Origin of the sequence: Lacticaseibacillus casei DSM 20011 = JCM 1134 = ATCC 393, from assembly GCF_000829055.1 — a bacterium.
In the GTDB taxonomy this organism is placed as follows: Bacteria; Bacillota; Bacilli; order Lactobacillales; family Lactobacillaceae; genus Lacticaseibacillus; species Lacticaseibacillus casei.
In genome coordinates this window covers 245,997-266,210 of sequence record NZ_AP012544.1, presented here as the reverse complement: position 1 = coordinate 266,210, position 20,214 = coordinate 245,997, and the positions used below count along the sequence as shown (strand labels likewise).

16 protein-coding genes and 2 pseudogenes are annotated in these 20,214 nt (G+C 46.8%); 2 read left to right on the top strand and 16 right to left on the bottom strand.

Features of this window, described 5'->3' with window-relative positions:
• Window positions 1-23 precede the first annotated feature (23 nt).
• Together LBCZ_RS16270 and LBCZ_RS16265 are read right to left on the bottom strand one after the other, a co-directional pair.
• Window positions 24-695: a PTS sugar transporter subunit IIA gene (locus tag LBCZ_RS16270; RefSeq protein ID WP_225421718.1), complete on the bottom strand. Its 672-nt coding sequence runs from the start codon at window positions 693-695 to the stop codon at window positions 24-26.
• Window positions 673-1,350, bottom strand: coding sequence for a BglG family transcription antiterminator (locus tag LBCZ_RS16265; protein ID WP_025013955.1), 678 nt, complete (start codon window positions 1,348-1,350; stop codon window positions 673-675). The genes LBCZ_RS16270 and LBCZ_RS16265 overlap by 23 nt, the downstream gene beginning before the upstream one ends.
• A 231-nt stretch (window positions 1,351-1,581) precedes the next feature.
• Here LBCZ_RS16265 and LBCZ_RS01235 point away from each other — a divergent pair, with 231 nt between their 5' ends.
• Together LBCZ_RS01235 and LBCZ_RS01230 are read left to right on the top strand one after the other, a co-directional pair.
• On the top strand, window positions 1,582-2,634 hold the full coding sequence (locus LBCZ_RS01235) for an IS30 family transposase (protein WP_041084703.1): 1,053 nt from the start codon (window positions 1,582-1,584) through the stop codon (window positions 2,632-2,634).
• A 79-nt stretch (window positions 2,635-2,713) separates the two neighbouring features.
• A pseudogene (locus LBCZ_RS01230) lies at window positions 2,714-3,954 on the top strand (alcohol dehydrogenase catalytic domain-containing protein).
• A gap of 168 nt (window positions 3,955-4,122) precedes the next feature.
• On the opposite strand, the gene LBCZ_RS01225 reads toward LBCZ_RS01230, so the two are convergent.
• The 14 genes and pseudogenes from LBCZ_RS01225 to LBCZ_RS01160 form a co-directional block, all read right to left on the bottom strand.
• Window positions 4,123-6,066 (bottom strand): PTS fructose transporter subunit IIABC, encoded by a 1,944-nt coding sequence (locus tag LBCZ_RS01225; RefSeq protein ID WP_039639656.1) that lies wholly within the window; start codon window positions 6,064-6,066, stop codon window positions 4,123-4,125.
• Window positions 6,067-6,103: 37 nt separating this feature from the next.
• Window positions 6,104-6,970, bottom strand: coding sequence for a ketose-bisphosphate aldolase (locus LBCZ_RS01220; RefSeq protein WP_025013924.1), 867 nt, complete (start codon window positions 6,968-6,970; stop codon window positions 6,104-6,106).
• Window positions 6,960-7,805 (bottom strand): annotated as a pseudogene (locus tag LBCZ_RS01215) (PTS sugar transporter subunit IIA); the annotation flags it as partial. The gene LBCZ_RS01220 and the pseudogene LBCZ_RS01215, both read right to left, overlap by 11 nt.
• 89 nt (window positions 7,806-7,894) lie before the next feature.
• The gene (locus LBCZ_RS01210; protein WP_010620018.1) at window positions 7,895-8,947 is read right to left on the bottom strand and encodes an IS30 family transposase; all 1,053 of its coding nucleotides are present in this window, start codon (window positions 8,945-8,947) and stop codon (window positions 7,895-7,897) included.
• Window positions 8,948-9,382: 435 nt separating this feature from the next.
• Window positions 9,383-9,763, bottom strand: a complete 381-nt coding sequence (locus LBCZ_RS01205; protein WP_010492747.1) for a PTS sugar transporter subunit IIA — start codon at window positions 9,761-9,763, stop codon at window positions 9,383-9,385.
• Between the two features lie 141 nt (window positions 9,764-9,904).
• Window positions 9,905-10,726 carry a PTS system mannose/fructose/sorbose family transporter subunit IID gene (locus tag LBCZ_RS01200; RefSeq protein ID WP_025013261.1) on the bottom strand — a complete coding sequence of 274 codons (822 nt, stop codon included), beginning with the start codon at window positions 10,724-10,726 and terminating at the stop codon, window positions 9,905-9,907.
• Window positions 10,713-11,624: a PTS mannose/fructose/sorbose/N-acetylgalactosamine transporter subunit IIC gene (locus LBCZ_RS01195; RefSeq protein WP_025013260.1), complete on the bottom strand. Its 912-nt coding sequence runs from the start codon at window positions 11,622-11,624 to the stop codon at window positions 10,713-10,715. The genes LBCZ_RS01200 and LBCZ_RS01195 overlap by 14 nt, the downstream gene beginning before the upstream one ends.
• Before the next feature lie 12 nt (window positions 11,625-11,636).
• The gene (locus LBCZ_RS01190; RefSeq protein ID WP_010492740.1) at window positions 11,637-12,119 is read right to left on the bottom strand and encodes a PTS sugar transporter subunit IIB; all 483 of its coding nucleotides are present in this window, start codon (window positions 12,117-12,119) and stop codon (window positions 11,637-11,639) included.
• A 3-nt stretch (window positions 12,120-12,122) separates the two neighbouring features.
• On the bottom strand, window positions 12,123-13,919 hold the full coding sequence (locus LBCZ_RS01185; protein WP_039639660.1) for a glycoside hydrolase family 35 protein: 1,797 nt from the start codon (window positions 13,917-13,919) through the stop codon (window positions 12,123-12,125).
• Window positions 13,920-14,019: 100 nt separating this feature from the next.
• Complete coding sequence (gene nagA, locus LBCZ_RS01180) at window positions 14,020-15,180, bottom strand: N-acetylglucosamine-6-phosphate deacetylase (protein WP_025013259.1); 1,161 nt, start codon at window positions 15,178-15,180, stop codon at window positions 14,020-14,022.
• A gap of 76 nt (window positions 15,181-15,256) precedes the next feature.
• On the bottom strand, window positions 15,257-16,438 hold the full coding sequence (locus tag LBCZ_RS01175; protein ID WP_025013258.1) for an SIS domain-containing protein: 1,182 nt from the start codon (window positions 16,436-16,438) through the stop codon (window positions 15,257-15,259).
• A gap of 13 nt (window positions 16,439-16,451) precedes the next feature.
• Window positions 16,452-17,168, bottom strand: a complete 717-nt coding sequence (locus LBCZ_RS01170) for a GntR family transcriptional regulator (protein ID WP_025013257.1) — start codon at window positions 17,166-17,168, stop codon at window positions 16,452-16,454.
• A 354-nt stretch (window positions 17,169-17,522) separates the two neighbouring features.
• The gene (gene manA, locus LBCZ_RS01165) at window positions 17,523-18,494 is read right to left on the bottom strand and encodes a mannose-6-phosphate isomerase, class I (RefSeq protein ID WP_039639662.1); all 972 of its coding nucleotides are present in this window, start codon (window positions 18,492-18,494) and stop codon (window positions 17,523-17,525) included.
• 273 nt (window positions 18,495-18,767) lie between these two features.
• Window positions 18,768-20,213, bottom strand: coding sequence for a PTS fructose transporter subunit IIC (locus LBCZ_RS01160; protein ID WP_025013256.1), 1,446 nt, complete (start codon window positions 20,211-20,213; stop codon window positions 18,768-18,770).
• Window position 20,214: the final 1 nt, after the last annotated feature.

Genomic DNA, 20,214 nt, shown 5'->3' with positions numbered 1-20,214 from the left:
CATATAAATATTCGTTGATCAGATCAACCCTTCAGTTTCAGCTTACTCTTTTCGCGTAAATACCGAAGAACATCTTGCACATTTGTCTTTGGGCTAACTAATAAGCTCATAAAATGGTTGTCAGCCAATAAGTCCATCAAATCCTGCAAAACCATCAAATGATCAGTCGGATTAACAGCACTTAGCACAAAAATGAATCTAACTTTTTCGTTCTCCATTTTGCCAAAAGTGACCGGGGATTTTAAAACGGTCATGCCAATGGCAACCTTTTTAGCCCCATTTTCAGGATTGGAGTGTGGCAACGCAACACCAGGAGAAATAATATACGCAGACAAGGCATGCTCATCATCCGGCGAAACCATTTTTTCGACATAATTCTGACTAATAGCTCCTTGCTCAACTAATGGTTCCGCCGCAACTCGAATGGCATCTGTTGCAGAACTTGCTTCAACAGCTAACTTAATATCGTTCTCATTCAAAACATCGACAAGTGCAAGTTTGTGTGTCACCTGACGAACTTTCGGCTTAAATAGATTGGAGTCTAACTCTCTTCGAATTTGCACCAACTGCTTATCATTCTTAACTGTCCTGGCGACAATCTCCATCACAGAGTTCAATGTTGGGATTGTTAAAGTACTTGAGGACATCCTCGTATTGACTTCTTGTATAAGATTATATTTTTCTTCTGTCGACATAATCGGTTTCAATGATGAAGCAAGGTTTGCCTTTCGTAAAGAGATCACTCCGATAAAACGTTGAAAAGATCATATCTACATTGGCTAAATGGTGATCCAGATCAGCATACCGGAAGGGCTTTAGGAACTTTATATTTGGGAATAAGCTTGTCAATTGTAAATAGGCCAATGCTGAATTGCCTATGCCATTGGGACAAACGATTGCCGCCGTAATAGAATCGTTCTTCGAGTTGTCGCCAGTATAAATAAAACTAATCAAATGAATCGTTAAAAAAGCAATCTCATCATCTGGAACCGCTCCAAGAATATCGCTAAACGATCGAATGGCTTGAGCGACCAAGGTGAAGACTTCTTTATAGTTATTAATAACCTGCTCAGTTAACGGATTTGTAATGGGATAGTCAAACTGTAAACGGTAGTACATTGAACGAAAATGCGTGAACATTTGACGTATCACCTTATGCAGATCTGAGAATACAATGCCAGAAATATCTGAAAATTTTTGGACAAATTCACTGGTTACAGAAAAGATATGACGATCAGCACGCATATTCTCTAACCCGCCAACACTCAAACATAAAATAATTGTTGTTAGGTATTCTGAGGCTGTGATACTATGAATGCCTTCTTCAGCCAACAATGCTTCTGAAAGCAAGAACTCCTGTGTCCCCTGTATATTGAATTTTCGTGCACGAGCTGGCAGATAATCTTTCTTAATCCGAAGTCTCGCTACTATGAATATAAAGATATAGCCAAATTCAAGGCGCGCATTTTAGAATCAAGTTAGCCACTGTCTCAAAATTTTTTGGACAATAAAAAACATCAAGAACAGATATCCTGTATCATTGAAGTTCCTACACAAACAATGGAAGAGGATATTGTCTTGATGCAGAAACAGGATAGCACACACCGCCAAAAAGGTCAGCACTTAACATCACTCGAGCGCGGAAAAGTGGCCGGATTCCGCCAAGCTGGGAAGTCCAATCGTTGGATTGCTGCTGAAATTGGCGTCTGCCCGCAGACCATTAATAATGAAATCAAGCGAGGTACAGTAGATCAGGTCAAGAAGAGTAATGGCAAGCGCGTCTACCATCGACAATACCTGCCAGAGGCTGCTCAGGCACGTTACGAGACTGCACGCTTGAGCTGCCATCGTCCTGACAAGTTCGCCAGCGTACAGGTCTTCTTAGCCTGGTACGTACAGCGAGCTAAGCAGGACAAATGGTCGCCGGATGCTTCAATCGGCTATGCCAAGCGACACAAGCTGTTTACTCCTGAAGAGCTTGTTTGTGCCTCGATTTTGTACCAGTACATTGACGACCAACGCCTAGAGATTCGAAATATCGACCTGTTGGAGAAGACTAAGCGGAAGACCTCTCACCAGCACCACACCAAGGCTAAGCGCCTGGCTGGCCGCAGTATCGAGGAACGGCCTAAGGTCGTTGAACGACGCAGGCAGTTCGGTCACTGGGAGATGGATACCATTGTCGGTAAACGCAATGGCAAGGAGAGCGTCATCTTGACTCTGATTGAGCGCAAGACCCGTTGCCAACTTCTCCGCTTGATCGAAGGACGAGATGCAGACTCTGTGAGCTATGCATTGCGTGGAATCAAGCGCGAATGGGGAGCTTGCATCAAGACCATCACAGCCGACAACGGACCCGAGTTCACCGCCTTAAATACTGCTTTTGCTGGGACGGAAACTGAGATCTTCTACGCCCATCCTTACACGTCCTGCGACCGTGGCACCAACGAGGCACATAACCGGATGATCCGCCAGGACTTCCCTAAGGGCATGTCCCTAGATGACATTAGCCCTAGTCAAGTGCAGGCCACGCAAGACCGCTTGAATCAGTTGCCTCGCAAACAACAGGGCTACTGCACATCCCAGCAAAACTTTGAGGCCGAAGCTCGGCGCGTTCGCCGCATGGCCCAGTAGTCTCTCTAGCGCCACAACTTCTATTTGATAACGGCCTGTTCTGGGATTGTCCTCAACGACTGGCTAACTTGTTCTTGCAATTTACGAAAGTACAGCATTACGAATTTACGGAAAAAAAATCTTCGAATTGATACGTTCGAACTTCCCGAAATGAAGGATGATGAAATCCTCGCAACTGTAGTAAGTGACACAATGTGTATGTCATCATGGAAGCTTGCCATGGAGGGCGAAGACCATAAGAAGACACCCGATGACTTGGCGCATCATCCAGCGGTTGTTGGACACGAATTTTCAGGAAAAATCTTAAAGGTTGGGAAAAAATGGCAATCCAAGTTCCACGCTGGTCAAAATTACGTCATTCAACCAAACCTAGCTCGACAAGATACGCCATTTGTTCCCGGCTACTCGTACCCTTATATTGGTGGAGACGCCACAAAGATAATTATCCCTGATGAAGTGATGACTATGGGGTGCTTGATCCCATTTGAAGGCGACGCGTATTACGAAGGTTCCCTTTGTGAGCCAGTAAGCTGTGTTATTGCAGCATTCAGAGCTCAATATCACGTTAATTTCCACTCTTATCAACAGACAACGGGAATTAAAGAGGGCGGCAATATGTTAATCATGGGCGGTACAGGTCCAATGGGCTTGTTAGCCATTGACTATGCACTCCATGGCCCCAAGAAGCCCTCCACATTAGTTGTTACTGACGTCAATCAAGAAAAACTTGATCGTGCTAAAAAGCTTTACCCATCTGACTGGGTCGACATCAAGTTCGTGAATGTAAATGGTTTGTCAATGGATGAACAAAAAGCCGCGCTTTTGAATGCGGTCGACGGAACTGGATATGACGATGCATTTCTAATGATCAGCGTAGCGCCTTTAGCCACTTTAGCAGATTCTTTGCTAAATCCTGACGGGTGCTTAAATCAATTTGCCGGTCCAATGAAGAAAGACTTCTCAGCATCAGTTAACTTCTACAATATCCACTACAATTTCACGCATTTCGTAGGTACTTCAGGCGGAGATGCTGATAACGAGGCAGAAGCAGCACAGTTAATTGCTGAGAGGAAACTGGATGTTTCAAAAGTCATCACTCATGTTATGTGACTGAATGATGCAGGCGAAACAACCATGAATCAGCCCGAAATTGGCGGCGGCAAAAAGCTAGTCTATAGCGGTAAAAAATTTGATCGTATCGAATTAGCTAAGGTTGATCCAGCCTCCGATTTAGGAAAGATTCTCGCTAAGCATGATGGTTTATGGTCAAAAGAAGCTGAGGAGTGGATTCTTGCAAATGAACCTGACTACATTGATTAGGCCGAATATTGACTGGTCCCATTGGCCTTGAAATGTTTTGTTTCTTCTCACATTTCATGATTCTTTTTACAACTCAATATCAAAAAGTAGCGAACATCTGTTGTCCGCTACTTTTGTTTTCTCGGTGCATGCACAATTTTGAAATTATTGGCACGTTTAAATTTAGGCTCAAATAATGCCTGCTGCCATCTGTTGATTCATTTGTTGCTCACTCAATATCTTCTTAGAGAAGCCTAAAATGAGCGCTGTAACAATTGATCCAATGACGATGCATCCAATGTAAAGAATCGGCTTGTTGCAGGCTATTGGAATAACAAAGATCCCCCCATGCGGTGCCTGTAAAGTGATGCCTGTCGCCATACAAATTGCACCGCCAATAGCGCCACCAATGATGTTTGCGGGAATAACCCTCAGGGGATCAGCCGCAGCAAATGGAATCGCTCCTTCCGTAATAAAACTTGCACCAAGTACCCAATTGGCTTTGCCAGCCTCGCGCTCCTGAATCGTAAACTTTCGCTTAAATAGCACGGTTGCTAGCGCAATTCCAAGTGGAGGAACCATGCCTCCAACCATTAACGCTGCCGAAGGACCATAAATTTTTGATGCAAACATCGCTAGGCCAAAGGCCGAAGCAGTCTTATTGATTGGGCCACCCATATCTGAAGCCATCATACCAGCCAAGAGTGCGCCCATAAGGAAAGCATTGACACCGCTCATGGATTTCAGCCAGTTTGTCAGAAACGCAATCATATTCGACATCGGTGTGTTCAAAAGGAAGAACATGACGAGACCGACAATAAATGTTGCTAAAAGCGGAATGACCAACACTGCCATAATTCCTTTGTAAGAGTGGGGAACGTTTTGCGTCTTTTGAACGATGAAACGAGTGACATAACCAGCTAAGAATCCTGCAACCATTCCGCCTAGAAATCCCGATCCCCCATTCACTGCCATCATGCCACCGATCATGCCTGGTGCTAGGCCTGCTTTATCCGCAATACTCCAAGAAATAAACCCACCTAGAATTGGAACGTAGAGTTTAAAAGCTGCATTTCCGCCAATCTCATTAAAAAATGCTGCCCAGATATTGTACTGGTCGCTCTTAGGGTCGGAGGCGTAGATGCCAAACATAAACGAAATTGCGATAAAGATACCGCCGACTACAACAAACGGAATCATATACGATACGCGGCTCATAATGTGTGTGTAGAAAGCACGGGCAAATTTGCCCCCTTTTGTTAAGTCCTCTTCAGCCTTTTTCTCTTTTCCTAATGCCGACTCAAGATTCTTATGAGATTGAACAGGTTGAGATGTTATTGCATCTTCTTCTAATGCTTGATCAACAACTAAATCTGGCTTATCAATAGCGCGCTTAACCGGAACGTCTAAAAAAGGCTTTTCTCCAAAGATGGTGGTGTCAACCTTTACATCGTGAGCGACAACAATAGCATCTGCTTCCTCAACGTCCTTCGATGTGAGTCTATTCTCAACACCAGTAGATCCATTCGTTTGAATCTTAACGCGCATACCACGTTTCTTAGCTTCATTTGCAAGTGCTTCAGCCGCCATATACGTGTGTGCAATGCCTGTCATGCAAGCGCTAATTCCCACAAGATATTTTCCTGCAGATTCTCTAGCCTGCGAAACATCTGCATCTTCACTTTTTTTAGCATCCTCTTGAACAAGAACTTCATACATTTCCTTAGGATCAGCAGCCGTGATAAGTTTAGCTCGAAAGCTCTCGTCCATCAAAAACGTCGAAATCTTTGACAGCATCTTTAAATGCTCTTCTGAAGCATTTTTCTCAGCAGCAATCATAAATACCAAGTTGACTCTTTCTTGACCCCATGAAATGCCAGATAGATTTCTAAAAACGCCAATCGTTGACTTTTTGACAGTACTAGTTCGCGCATGTGGAATTGCAACGCCATAGCCTACAGCAGTTGAAATTTCCTTTTCGCGTTGGTAAATAGCCTTACTGAACGTTTCTGTATCTTGAATATAACCATTCACTTTTAGTTTATGGATCATGCGTTCAATAGCTTGATCTTTTGTCATTGGTTCAATACTAGTATCAATATTTTTGATATCAATTAATTCGTCTATATGCATCTAGCTCACCTCCGAAACTAGGCCTGTTTGTTAGATATTAGTATAAGTCGGCTTTGTCAGTAGAATTAAAGAGATCCATTTTATGTTCAACAACATCTTGTGCTGCTTTTCTAGCCGATGGCATCAGCTGATCAGGCTCATACGCATCTGGATTATTATCCAAATTCTTCCTAAGTTGCTTAAAGAATGCCGTCTTCATGTCTGTAGACAGATTGATTTTTGCCACTCCGTGAAGATAAGTCTTTTTAATTTCCGCATCTTTGTTATCGGAGCCACCGTGCAAAACCAAGGGAATATCAACGGCTTCATGAATTTTCTCGAGTAAATCAATTCTCAACTCAGGTTTTTCAACGTGACTGTAATGTCCATGGCGAGTTCCAATTGCTACGGCCAGAGTGTCAACACCGGTCAATGCTACGAACTTCTTTGCATCTTCAGGATCGGTATACAGAATTTTATTTACACCTGTCCCTTCAGTTGAAAGTTCATTGGATCCAATTGTGCCAAGTTCTGCTTCAACAGATACGCCCACACTATGCGCTACATCAACAACTTTTTTGGTGAGTGCTACATTTTTATCCCATGAGTCTGCTGACGCATCAATCATGACAGAGGTATATCCGTTATGAATCCCGCGAACACAATCTCCCAATGTTGCTCCATGATCTACATGAATTGCCATTGGAATGTGCGTACGCGACACCGCCTGTCTAACGTAGGCAATAAAGTTATCACCAACCAAATTAATTTCATTGGGATGAATCTGAATAATGGCTGGTGCATTCTTCTCTTCTGCCGCGCGAATAATTGCTTCAACAAACTCGCTATTTGCGACATTATAAGACCCAACGGCAAACTTATTTTTATACGCGACACTCAGCAAATCGACCATATTATAAAGCATGTGAATACTCTCCTTTTCTATTCCAAACGTCAATAAACTCCTGCTTGGTTTTTGTTTCCAATAAAGCATGAACTTCAGCTAAATCACTTGTATGTTCATAGACATCATTGAAGAAATTCTTGTTTGTCTTCAAATCCGCAGCAGGAATATAAATTACAACTAATCTAACTTTTTGATGACCCCACGGAATCTCTTGCCTATTGATACCTACAATTACTTTCGCCGTGGTTTCTGCCCCTTTTAAAAATGGGTGAGGCATCGCCACCAGATGTCCAATATCGGTTGGTGACATCGACTCACGTTTTTGGAAATATGGTAAAAGATTAAGGTACTCAGATTTCCTTAATAAATATTCAATTGCTTCCTCACTTGATGATTCATTTATATGATGATAATCAAGCTGTTGAATTAAAGAGGCTGTCCCAATTGTTTCTACAAAGTTTTGAATCTTTGCAATATCACGCGTATCCATTTCTTTGCTAATTTCAATGACCTTAGAACTAATAACACTAGTGGTTTCTTGAAAGCCGCAGCAGATGATCAGTTGATACTTTTCAATGTCTGATTGATCTATTGCCGGTGTGACGGCCTCGATCTCTAATCTGGGAAAATAGGTTTGAATCTTATATCGAAACAATTCTCCCTCGGCCTTTTTACCCTGAAATACCAATTTTGTTGGAATAACATTTTTGGTTTCCTCAGTTAAAACCAGCTGAATGTGAATGGCTAAATAAGCTATTTCGGACTCGGGTATTTGCAAATCAAAATCACTTTCTAGATCATCATAGAGAAAACAGGCAATCGAGTATGCAAACAAATACTCTCTTTTTGTTTTTTCCGTAAATTGCAAGAACAAGTTAGCCAGTCGTTGAGGACAATCCCAGAACAGGCCGTTATCAAATAGAAGTTGTGGCGCTAGAGAGACTACTGGGCCATGCGGCGAACGCGCCGAGCTTCGGCCTCAAAGTTTTGCTGGGGTGTGCAGTAGCCCTGTTGTTTGCGAGGCAACTGATTCAAGCGGTCTTGCGTGGCCTGCACTTGACTAGGGCTAATGTCATCTAGGGACATGCCCTTAGGGAAGTCCTGGCGGATCATCCGGTTATGTGCCTCGTTGGTGCCACGGTCGCAGGACGTGTAAGGATGGGCGTAGAAGATCTCAGTTTCCGTCCCAGCAAAAGCAGTATTTAAGGCGGTGAACTCGGGTCCGTTGTCGGCTGTGATGGTCTTGATGCAAGCTCCCCATTCGCGCTTGATTCCACGCAATGCATAGCTCACAGAGTCTGCATCTCGTCCTTCGATCAAGCGGAGAAGTTGGCAACGGGTCTTGCGCTCAATCAGAGTCAAGATGACGCTCTCCTTGCCATTGCGTTTACCGACAATGGTATCCATCTCCCAGTGACCGAACTGCCTGCGTCGTTCAACGACCTTAGGCCGTTCCTCGATACTGCGGCCAGCCAGGCGCTTAGCCTTGGTGTGGTGCTGGTGAGAGGTCTTCCGCTTAGTCTTCTCCAACAGGTCGATATTTCGAATCTCTAGGCGTTGGTCGTCAATGTACTGGTACAAAGTCGAGGCACAAACAAGCTCTTCAGGAGTAAACAGCTTGTGTCGCTTGGCATAGCCGATTGAAGCATCCGGCGACCATTTGTCCTGCTTAGCTCGCTGTACGTACCAGGCTAAGAAGACCTGTACGCTGGCGAACTTGTCAGGACGATGGCAGCTCAAGCGTGCAGTCTCGTAACGAGCCTGAGCAGCCTCTGGCAGGTATTGTCGATGGTAGACGCGCTTGCCATTACTCTTCTTGACCTGATCTACTGTACCTCGCTTGATTTCATTATTAATGGTCTGCGGGCAGACGCCAATTTCAGCAGCAATCCAACGATTGGACTTCCCAGCTTGGCGGAATCCGGCCACTTTTCCGCGCTCGAGTGATGTTAAGTGCTGACCTTTTTGGCGGTGTGTGCTATCCTGTTTCTGCATCAAGACAATATCCTCTTCCATTGTTTGTGTAGGAACTTCAATGATACAGGATATCTGTTCTTGATGTTTTTTATTGTCCAAAAAATTTTGAGACAGTGGCTAACTTGATTCTAAAATGCGCGAAAAGCATTCTACCTTAAATTTTTTAAAAAAATGTGATGTATCCAATAAGAACAACGCTAACGTGTCATTTCGTCCATCATACTCGCAAAAACAGCACCCGCATACCGCCAATTCTGCATCGCGGTGTGCGGGTGTTGATCGTGCACTACTTTTTATCGTCTTTTCGGGGATGAATATTCAACTCGCGGGCAAGATCATATTCGAATAATTCATAGCCGCCCATGGCATCGTGAACTTTTACTATGATAAATAAGCCATGAAAAAAGCCCGCATCCAACCGGACACAGGCTTTCCTCAGTCATTCAAAACTGACTAGTGTTTCACGATATCGTTGATATAAACCACGCCAGCTTTACCGTCGCCTAGCAGATCAGGCTTCATGTCCAGCATCTGGGCATTCAAGTAGCTGATGACCATTGGTAGGTTCATGCCGGCATAAAGGTCGAAGTTGCCGCCTTCTGCCAACACCCGGGCAGCGACGTTGTTGGGGGTGCCGCCTTTGAGATCGGCTAGCACAGTAACATCATCGGCGCCTTCGATTGCGGCCTTGAACTTGGCTTGAAAATCTTCAGGCCCTTCGTTCGGCAGTAACGCAACTGTCGCGATATCATCTTGTGGTCCCATGATCATTTCGGCACTCTTTTTGAGTTCCTCGCATAATTGACCATGACTGATTAAAACTAATTTGCTCATCTCGTAAAACTCCTTTAACATGCGCCGGTCCAACCGACCGCGGTTCATGATGATTTAAAATCGCATGACTGTTTAATGATACCTGCAATCAGATATGGCTGGAGCAGCTCATGCTTACAACAAAAACTTTAGCGTACTTGATTAGCCTTTTGCAATGACACCCAAGGCGGACAGTGCAATGGATACGAACAATACGATAAAGATTGCCCGGGTTGAGGTCATGTGCTTACGGCCAAGCAGCCAGTAAATGGCACCCACGATCAAGGCTGGTAGTAGCTTAGGAATAATCATATCTGAATACTTCTGGAAATCCAATGGTACATTACCAATCTTTGGTGCAAAGGCGAATTTAACGTTAATCATGGTTGCAACCAACGCGCCAACCATGAAGACCCCCATGATCGTTGCGGCATTGGTCAAAGCAGCCAGACGATGCGACATGGTGGTAACTAAGGAAACCCCTTCGTTATACGCAATCCGTAACTGTTTCCACCGGAAGACCATGATGGCAACTTGGGCGGCGATCCAGATGAACACCCCAACTGGGTTACCTTCCTGCGCCATGTTAGCCGCAATGGCCCCAAAAATGGCAGGAATTAAAGCAGCGAAGATTGAATCCCCAATGGAAGCGAAGGAACCCATTAACCCGGTTTTCATACCAACGACGGTTTCTTCGCCGGCGATACCTTCTTTTTCTTCGATTGACAAGTCAATCCCGGTGATGATGGTGTTGAAGAAGTTAGACGTGTTGAAGAACTGCGTGTGCGTCTTCATCATTTTCTTCAGTTCAGGTGTGCCATCACCATAAATCTTCCGCAGTTGTGGCAGGATCGTGTACAAATAACCTGATGCCTGCATTCGTTCGTAGTTCCAACCCAACTGGAAGCCGAACAAGCTACGCCGATTAATCTGCCGGAAATCTTTATCCGTTAATTTGTAAGTGGGTTTATTAGAGTTCATCATCGGTGATTTCCCCCTCTTCATTGGTATTCTTCTTCGGTGCAGAACCGCTTTCACCGTTACCGCCGCCAGTGCTATCGTGCAGTGCTGTTGACTGCTGGTAAGCAATCGCAGCAAAGGCAAAGGCAATGAACGCCATCGCTAACATGGACAGGCCATTGAAGTTTGCCGTGAATTTCTTGGTAACTTCAGTCATCGCCGTACCCAGCATCTGAACACTGCCAAATAGCGTTGTGAAAAGCATCGTGAAGGTAAACCCAAGGAATAGATAAGCAAAATGCTTCTTAACTGGCAAGTAGTGGAGCAGGATCGCAAACCCGACAGCCGGCAGAACCGCCCCGGCAGTCGTGAGTCCGTCGCCTAACCATTTCCAACTTGTATTCAAGACATGTGCCACGTTGGTAACAAAGCCGCCACCAAAGGAAAGCGCCAAACCAACCGGAATCATCCGTGACAGTGCCCATGGAAGTGCACCGGCAAGGAAGTAACGTTCGATACCTTTGTAGTTATATTCGTCAACCATCTTATCAATCCGATGTGCAAAGAAGGTGTTGGCAAAACGTGCTAAGATATCGGTCTGAATCATGATACTTGCAACCGGAACCGCAATCGCAGCAACCGCTGCAGCCGGCTTCATCCCTGAACTAACGGAGAAAGCCGTTGCCAGAATCGTCCCGGAGTTGGCATCAATTTTAGATGCACCACCGAATGTGCCGACCCCTAAAACCATCAACTGAACGGACGCACCGATCATCAAACCGGCTTTCATATCGCCCATGACTAAACCTGATACTAATCCGGCAAAAACCGGTGAACTCATGGCTGAATAAATTTGCAGTTCATCAAGGATTTGATAACCTGCATATAATGTTAAAAGTGCTATTTGCCACCATGCAATCATTGTTGACTCCCCCTATCCTTTTTTGAGCAGCGTCATGAAATCTGCTGCGGGATCCCCCGGAACCATTTGTGCAATCAAGTGAACACCAGCGGCATCCAGCTTCTTGAAGGTCTCAACGTCATCATCAACCACATTGATTGACTTGGTAATGGACCGAGTCTGATCCGTCTGAGACATATTGCCGACGTTCAATTCTTTAATCGGCACGCCAGCTTCGACTAAGGCCAAAAATGTTTCCGGCCGCTTTGCGACAATGAAAACCCGCTGGGAATCATATTTGTGGTTCAAAATGTGATTAGCCGCGGTCTTAACATCCAGAACTGACAAGCGAACCGTCTCCGGGGTTGCCATCCGCAACCCACTCTTATCGATGTCACTCTTGGAAGCTGCCTCATCGACAACGATAATTCGGGTCGCACCCAGTTTGGTGGTCCAAAGGTTGGCAACCTGGCCATGGACCAGGCGACCATCAATACGTGCTGCAATAATAGCCATTTTCTACTCCTCCTCATTATTTGGTTCTTCAAATATCGGGTGGTCAGCCATTTTCAAGCTTTCGGCATAGCGGCCTTCGGTTTCAAACACGATGACCTCATTTTGTCCGGCATGCAGGAGTCCCGCTGGCACATACAGTGACAACGTGGGCCCTTTCTCCCAGAACCTGCCGACATTGACACCATTAACCAGCATCACTCCTTTACCGAATCCGCGACAATCCAGATAAGTATCATGCGGCTCTGTCAGATCAAACGTGTATTTGTAAAACGCTGGCGTTTCAGGCTGCCAATCTTTTGAAAAATCCAGTTCTGGCGCCTGATTCAAGTCTAGCGGGTACTGCTGATAACCTTTGATAAAATGCAGGTCAACCATGACACCGGTCCGAATGCCTTTGAACTGGGTAATGGCCTCGATTTTGGCACCGTAGTTAACCCGACTCATGTTTTCGACCAGCAAATCCAGCTGGTGATGGCCTTCAACCTGTGGCAACAAAATATCATCGCCTATGGCTTCCTGATATTGGGTCGCCAACCAGTGCTGATCCAAATAAGCTTGAATCCGATCGCGGGCATCAATCACCCTTAATTTAGCTGGCGTTCCTTTGTCAGTGCCGCTAATCAACGGCTGCGCCCGATACAAGGTATAACCCGTGTACTGGCCCAAAAACTCTTGGGTTTGCGGATAAGCAGCTGCGACCGGCTTAGCAAGTTGATCAAGCACCGCAAACAACGAAACCTTGGCCGTCAGCGGATGTTCAGCCGGTGCCAGTGTCGGTTTAACCAGCGGCTCGGCTTGCTGAATGTCCGGTAAGACTTCATGAAGCATTTTTTGAATGGCAAAATACTTCGGGGTAGGATTGCCTTGTTCATTGAGCGGGGCGTCATAATCGTAGGAGGTCACCTGAGGCAAGTCGTGATCCTTACGTGCAGAGGTACCGTTCATGAACCCGAAATTGGTGCCACCATGAAACATGTAGAGATTGACACTGCCGCGCTCAATGACCGCTCGCAGATCCTCGGCCGTTTCGTCAGGATCGCGGCGAATGATCGGTTCGCCCCAGCGGTTAAACCAGCCATCCCAAAATTCCATACACATGAGTGGCCAATCCTGACCATGCGCCTGATGAAATGCTGCCAACCGATCAAAGTTCTTATCGGCTGCCGAACCAAAGTTGCCGGTTGCCAGAATACCATCGTTGATCATACTGCCGGCATTTAACGTTGCTGGCCACGGTCCGTCTGAGGTGAACAGCGGCACATCGACACCGTGTTTCTTCATCAATTTGGCAAGCGCCGCTAGGTAATCGTGGTCTTCACCGTATGAGCCATACTCATTTTCCACCTGCATCATCAGGACGTTGCCGCCATGGGTGACTTGATGATTAACCAGATGCGGCATTAACGCTGCATAATAACGATCAATCGCTTGCAGATAATTTGGATCATCGGTACGCAACCGCATGGACTTGGTCAACAGCCACGCCGGAAAACCACCGAATTCCCATTCGGCACAAATATACGGTGACGGACGAACAATCGCGTACAGGCCAAGATCTTCAGCCACATCCAGAAAATGTTCAATATCGAGAATGCCGCTGAAATCAAACTCGCCTTCGCGATACTCATGCAAGTTCCATGGCACATACGTTTCAACCGTGTTGAAGCCCAGTGCTTTCAGGTTATACAAACTGTGATACCAATCGTCTGGATGAACCCGGAAGTAATGAATTGCGCCAGATAAGATCTTGAACGGCTTGCCATCCAACATAAAATCATGCTCGATCGAAAAAGTCGTCATGAAGGCCTGGCCCCCTTTCACTCATAACAGCTGTCCTGCTAACACTCTTCAGTTTCACACATTAGTCCCGATTTTCACAGGTTTTGTGTCACATAAGCTCTCATGCTTCGGCTTGATAAACCATTTTGCCGTCTAAATACGTTGCCTGAAGCGTCAAATCGGCATCCAGCACCAGATAATCAGCCGCGCGACCCGGTAAAATGCTGCCGCACTGACCGTCAATGTTGCATGAAGCAGCCGGCGTTTGGGTCGCCATCCGAATGATCGCTTCCGGTGTCGCCGCATTCCATGTCAGCAAATTTGTCAACGCATCTTTTAATTCCAACACGGAACCGGCTAAACTATCGCCATCTTTCAACCGCGCCATGCCGTCTTTGACATAAACCGGGAATTCGCCCAAAACATAATCGCCATCCGGCATCATGCCGGCCCGCATACAATCGGTGATCAGCGCGATATGTTCCGCACCTTTTAGCCGAATTAACGTGGTGGCAACTTCAGGCCGTACATGGTGGCCGTCGCAGATCAACTCGTCGTCAACGCCTTGCAGGTACATCGCGGCACCGACCATGCCGGGTTCCCGATGATTCAACGGACTCATGCCATTGAACGTGTGGGTGAAGACGGTCGCACCAGCATCAACGCATGCCTTTGCCTGTTCAAACGTGGCATCGCTGTGGCCAAGTGCGACCACAGTGCCGTCAGCAGTCGCATACCGCGTAAAGGCAGCGGCACCGTCACGTTCCGGTGCAATGGCAATCTTTTTCAAGAGGCCATTTGCCGACGTTTGCCAAGCATCGTATTCTTTTTCACTTGGGTTCTTAAAATACTTAGGATTCTGCGCACCCTTGTGTTTGGTGGTGAAGTACGGGCCTTCAAAATAGATGCCTTGGATCTTGGCGCCGGTTTCTTCTCCAGCATGTGCGGCGATGGTTTTGCAGACATCGTTCAGCTGATCAAACGAACCGGTCAAAGTGGTCGGCAGCCAACTGGTGACGCCGGCTTTTACCAAGTTCTGGCTCATTGTCTCAATGCCGTCCCAATCGTTGTCCATCACATCATGACCCAAAAGGCCGTGAATATGGGTGTCAACCAAGCCCGGCGCGATCAGCTTACCGGGTTGTTCCACGATGTCGCCATCCGGCTTGGCATTTTCCGGCAGATACTCGCCGAATTCTCCGTCATCGGTAATTTCCAGATACCCGCCAATTTCAGTCGCATGTTTAAGGAAAAACTTTGCGGCGTGAATGTAATAACTCATGAACATTTGCCTCCCAGTTTAAGCGATGCAACCCGACACGATTTTCTTGCCAGCTTGCACCATGACAACGCCAACCTTATTCCTGACCTGAATAGTCGTGGAGGATAACCCCTTTGACCACCCGATTAACGGTTCCGGTCGGTGATGGGGTGTCAGGTAAGTTGCCAACCTTGATGGAAGCCAAAAGTGCCAATGTCTGGGCAAACATCACGTCCGGCAAAGCCTGATAACCTTCAGGAAGATCTTTTAGGCCATTTTCAAAATAGAAACCGTCGCCTGAGAAGTTCTGGTCTTGCTTGGTGCCAACTGCCATAACGGATGGGGCAATCTTGTCTCCTTTGACTTCTTCAAGAACATCAATGTCATATTGCCGGGTATAGGCATTGTTGCTGACGAAATCGAACAGCAAGGTCTTGTCATTCACAAAGCTCTTAGGACCATGACGGAAGCCCATTGACGTGTCAAACATCGTGGCGTATTGGCCAGCCGTCAGTTCCAAAACCTTCAGGCGCGTTTCACGGGTTAAACCACCGAGACTGCCGGAGCCCAGATAAACGATACGTTCAAAATCGCGATTGATGACGTTTTGAACTTCAGATTCGCGGTCAACGACTTCTTGGCCCATCGCAGCGATCGCCTTGACCCACTGTTGTTTGTCAGCGTCACTAGCGGTATCAAATACCAGTAATGCGCTCAATGTCATGCAGGAGAAGCTGCCGGTCATCGCAAATCCTTTGTCGTTAGAGCCAGCCGGTTGCAACAGCAGCAACGTCTTGTCTTCACTGGCGGATTTCTTAGCCAACTGACCTTCAGGCGCACAGGTAATGCTGATTTGATAGAGGTTATGCACCACTTGTTCCGCTAGTTCAACCGTCTTCAAGCTTTCTGGCGAGTTCCCGCTACGAGCAAAGGAAACCAGAATCGTTGGTGTGTCGGCTTCTAGAAAATCGTAAGGTGCTGATACGATGTCGGTCGAACCGATTGATTCAAAGACAAACTTGCTGCGATCGCCATGTGCCCGCAAGTACGGGGTCACCGTGTCGCCAACATACTGGGAGCTCCCGGCACCGGTGAAAATAACCCGAATCTGCTTACCGTTAGCGGCATCCGTTACTTGTTTCAAGAAAGCAGTAATCTTTTCTTTGTCACGGGTGTAATTGTCAAACGCTTCTTGCCACAGTTCCGGCTGCTGTTTGATCTCAGCGGTCGTAATCTGTGCGCCTAATTTGGTTAATTCTTCAGTTGTCTTTTCAAACAAATTATCCATCCTCCTAGTGATTAACATGATGAACGTGATAAACAAATTGATCAGCCCGCGCCACGCTCAAGGTATACTCGACGATCTCGCCAGTGTCTGCAAAAGTCGTCCGCCGAATGTTCAAGCATGCCGATGCCGGCGCGACCCGGAGCAGCTTGGCGTCTTCCGGTGAAACCAAGCCGGCGAAGAACGCTTCGTCAACCGACGCAATATGGATGCCGTAGTGCTCTTCCAGCCAGTCATACAACGGTGACCTTTCCAAGGCGTCTTTTTCAAGATCCGGCACGGTTAACGCCGGTAAGTAACTGCGTTCGATCATCATCGGTAGTTTGTCCGCAATCCGCAGCCGATCCAATACATAAACCGGCGTCCCTGGATCAATGCGCATTCGCTTCGCAATATTTGCCGGTACCGCGATTTTTTCCAGCCGCTGAATCTTCGTCACGGGTTGGCGATTCATGGCTAGCATCTGTTTGGTAAAACTGTACGAGCCGCTGACATCGGTTCGTTCGTCAAATCGTTCCGCTACAAACGTCCCTTTACCGGTACTGCGATAAATGAAGCCGCGCAGGAACAATTCGTTCAACGCTGACCGAACCGTGTTTCGGCTGACATGGTACAGTTCGCTAAGATCCCGCTCGGACGGCAACTTGTCATTGGGCTGAAGTTTTTCTTTGATAAATGTCTCCAGCTGATCTACCAGCTGTTTAGTCAACGGAACCTTTTCCATATCCTCACCTCCACGTGGTACCAACCACTTAGTAGTGTATGCGCTTGCACTTCTGATTGTCAACGGAAACGATCTAATTCTAATCTGGCGAATCTGCCTTTTTGATTTGACGTGGTCCATACCAGTCACACGTTCTTGTCACGAAAAGATACCACAGACGCAAATATTCAGATTTTCACTGGCTTAACCAACTGTTTGATATAAAAAAATCAATACGAAAGCGTTCTCATTTTTGGTTAATTTTTTGGGTGTTAAAGTTTTAAAGTCATCAAAAAAAACAGCTCCAGAGATTTTCCAGAACTGCTTGCGTTTGACCGAGTTTATTTGGCAGGTCAGTACCGTCAACGCTAGCCATTAAGCATCCACACCCGGTGTCGATGTGACAATAGCCAGCTTTCCAGTGAACTGCCATGCCTTGATTTGGTTAGGAATCAGGAAGCTGTCACCGGTTTTAATCGGATAATCCTGACCGTCTGCCGTGAAGGTGCCTTCGCCTTCGAGAACGGTGACATTGGTATAAGGTGCTTGCTGGGTAAACGGCATCGTGCCGTCAATATCCAAACGATAAACGGCAAAATGTGGCGACAACGGTGGCTTGACAAAGGTCGTGATCTGGCCGCCTGGTACTTGCTGCTTGGTAATGTCCAGCTTCGGATCCTGGAACGGTACGGTGGTCACGTCAAGGCTTTGCTTGATATGCAGCTCGCGTTTATGGCCTTGATCGTCGGTTCGGTCGTAATCATACAGCCGATATGTCGTATCCGAACTCTGTTGGGTTTCCAAAGCGACAATTCCTTTGTTGAGCGCATGGATCGTCCCGCTTGGCACATAAACAAAGTCACCGGTTTTCACCGGATATTTGCGCAATAAATGTTCCCAGTCGCCGGCCTCGATCATGTCCTTCAGTTGCTCGCGCGTCTTGGCATGATGACCGTAGATCAAGTAAGATCCCGGATCAGCTTGCAAAATATACCAGCATTCGGTTTTACCCAGCTCGCCCTTGGCCTCATGGGCAGCGGCGTATGCGTCGTCTGGGTGTACCTGCACACTTAGGCTCGCTTCGGCATCCAGAATTTTCACCAAAAGCGGAAATTTCTGACTATGTTGCGGCCCGAAATAAGCCGGGTCTTCGTGCCAGGCTTCACGCAACGTCTTGCCTTTGAGCGGCCCATTTTCAATCGTTGCCGGTCCATGCGGATGCCCTGAGATGATCCAGGCTTCACCGATTTTACCGTCCGGAATATCAAACCCGTATTCTGTTTTAAGTTTACGTCCGCCCCAAATTTTGGGATTGAAGTATGGTTTCAAAAATAATGGTTCTGTCAAAAGATCCACTTCCTTTTAGTCACGTTTACCAGCAGTTCGCTGTGTCATAACTGCTTTTCCTGCTATCGACTCCCATTATACACGATTGCTCTAGGCCAATCATCCGGTATCGCGTGCTCCCCTTCATCAAAATAGCGCATTATCATTTTTTAAAATTAACCAAACTCGTTAATTGATTCAACGTTTCATCACAATTAACTACTAAGATGATCCTTGGTGTTGGGAAACATCGACAGCCCGCTACGCAAGAGATGCGCAGCGGGCTGATTTGCGTTATTCAGCAGATGCCATGCTCTTTTGATGGGCAACGGCGCGCTGCTTGAGGAATACGATAATAGCGGTCGAGACAATGACCCCAATTAAAATTGACAAGAAGAATAAGCCTAAGTTGTTCGTCGCACCCAGTACGCCGACAATCGGGCCACCATGCGGAACAGCATCGGTAATGTGGAAGACCATCCCCACAGCACTAGCCACCCCGGAACCGATAATAATGCCCGGGAAGACTTGCTTAGGATGCGCAGTTGCTAACGGAATCGCGCCTTCGGTAATACCAATCAGTCCCATCAAAATGGCCGATACGCCAGCTGTCTTTTCTTCGTCGCTAGTCAATTCTGACTTGAACAATGTCGCAATCCCGGATGACAGCGGCGGTACGGCAATGGCACAAGCAACGGCACCCATAATCTCAGGCGTGCCTGCAGTAATGGACGCGACCCCGAAAAGGAAGGCAACCTTGTTGATCGGACCACCCATATCAATCGAAACCATGGCGCCTAAAACAAGCCCTAAAACGACACTCGTGGACGGACTCTTGGACAAGAACGTCAACAGGTTTTGCAGCGCGGTCATCAACCAGGAAATCGGACTGCCTAGCAGATAGACAAAGGCCGCACTGATAATCGCGGTACCAAGCAGTGGAATGACGAAAATCGGCATCACGGCCCGCAGACTCTTAGGAATCGGCCAGGAGTTCATCCACTTGGTTAAATAACCAGCAGCATAACCAACCAGAATAGCGCCTAGAAAACCGGTTCCTGCTTTGGTGCCTAAAATGGCTGGGGTGTTAGAGACCATCGCGCCAACCATCGCTGGAGCCAAGGCCGCACGTCCGGCAATCGCATACGCAATAAAGCCTGCCAGAATCGGAATCATCAAGCTAAAGCCAATGTTGCCGATTTGATTCATCGTTGACCAAATTGTATTCGGGGCAACCACCATCCCTTTAGCGGTCGCATGACCACCCAATGCGATGGACAAGGCAATGAATAACCCGCCAATTACGACAAACGGAATCATGTGGGAAACCCCGTTTAATAACTGTTTAATTACGGGACTCTGCTCATGGGCCGTGTCCTCGGATTCAGCATCGGCTTCATTTTCAGCAGTGTGCTGTTTTTCACCAGTATAAACATCGGCATGCTTACCTTCATCAACCAGCTTTTGCGGATCCTTAATCGCCTCCGCCGTCGTTGAAAAGACAACGCGCTTGCCGACAAACCGCTCCATGCCATCAATGGCTACATCAATGGCCAAAACAACAAAATCAGCAGCTTTAATCTCATCAGCGGTTAAGTTATCTTCAGTGCCTGACGCACCTTGCGTTTCAACTTTAACTTTATAGCCGTCAGTCTGCCCGGTTTTTTGCAGCTTTTCGGCTGCCATATAGGTGTGGGCAATGCCAACCGGACATTTGGTAACACCAACAAAACTTGCCATC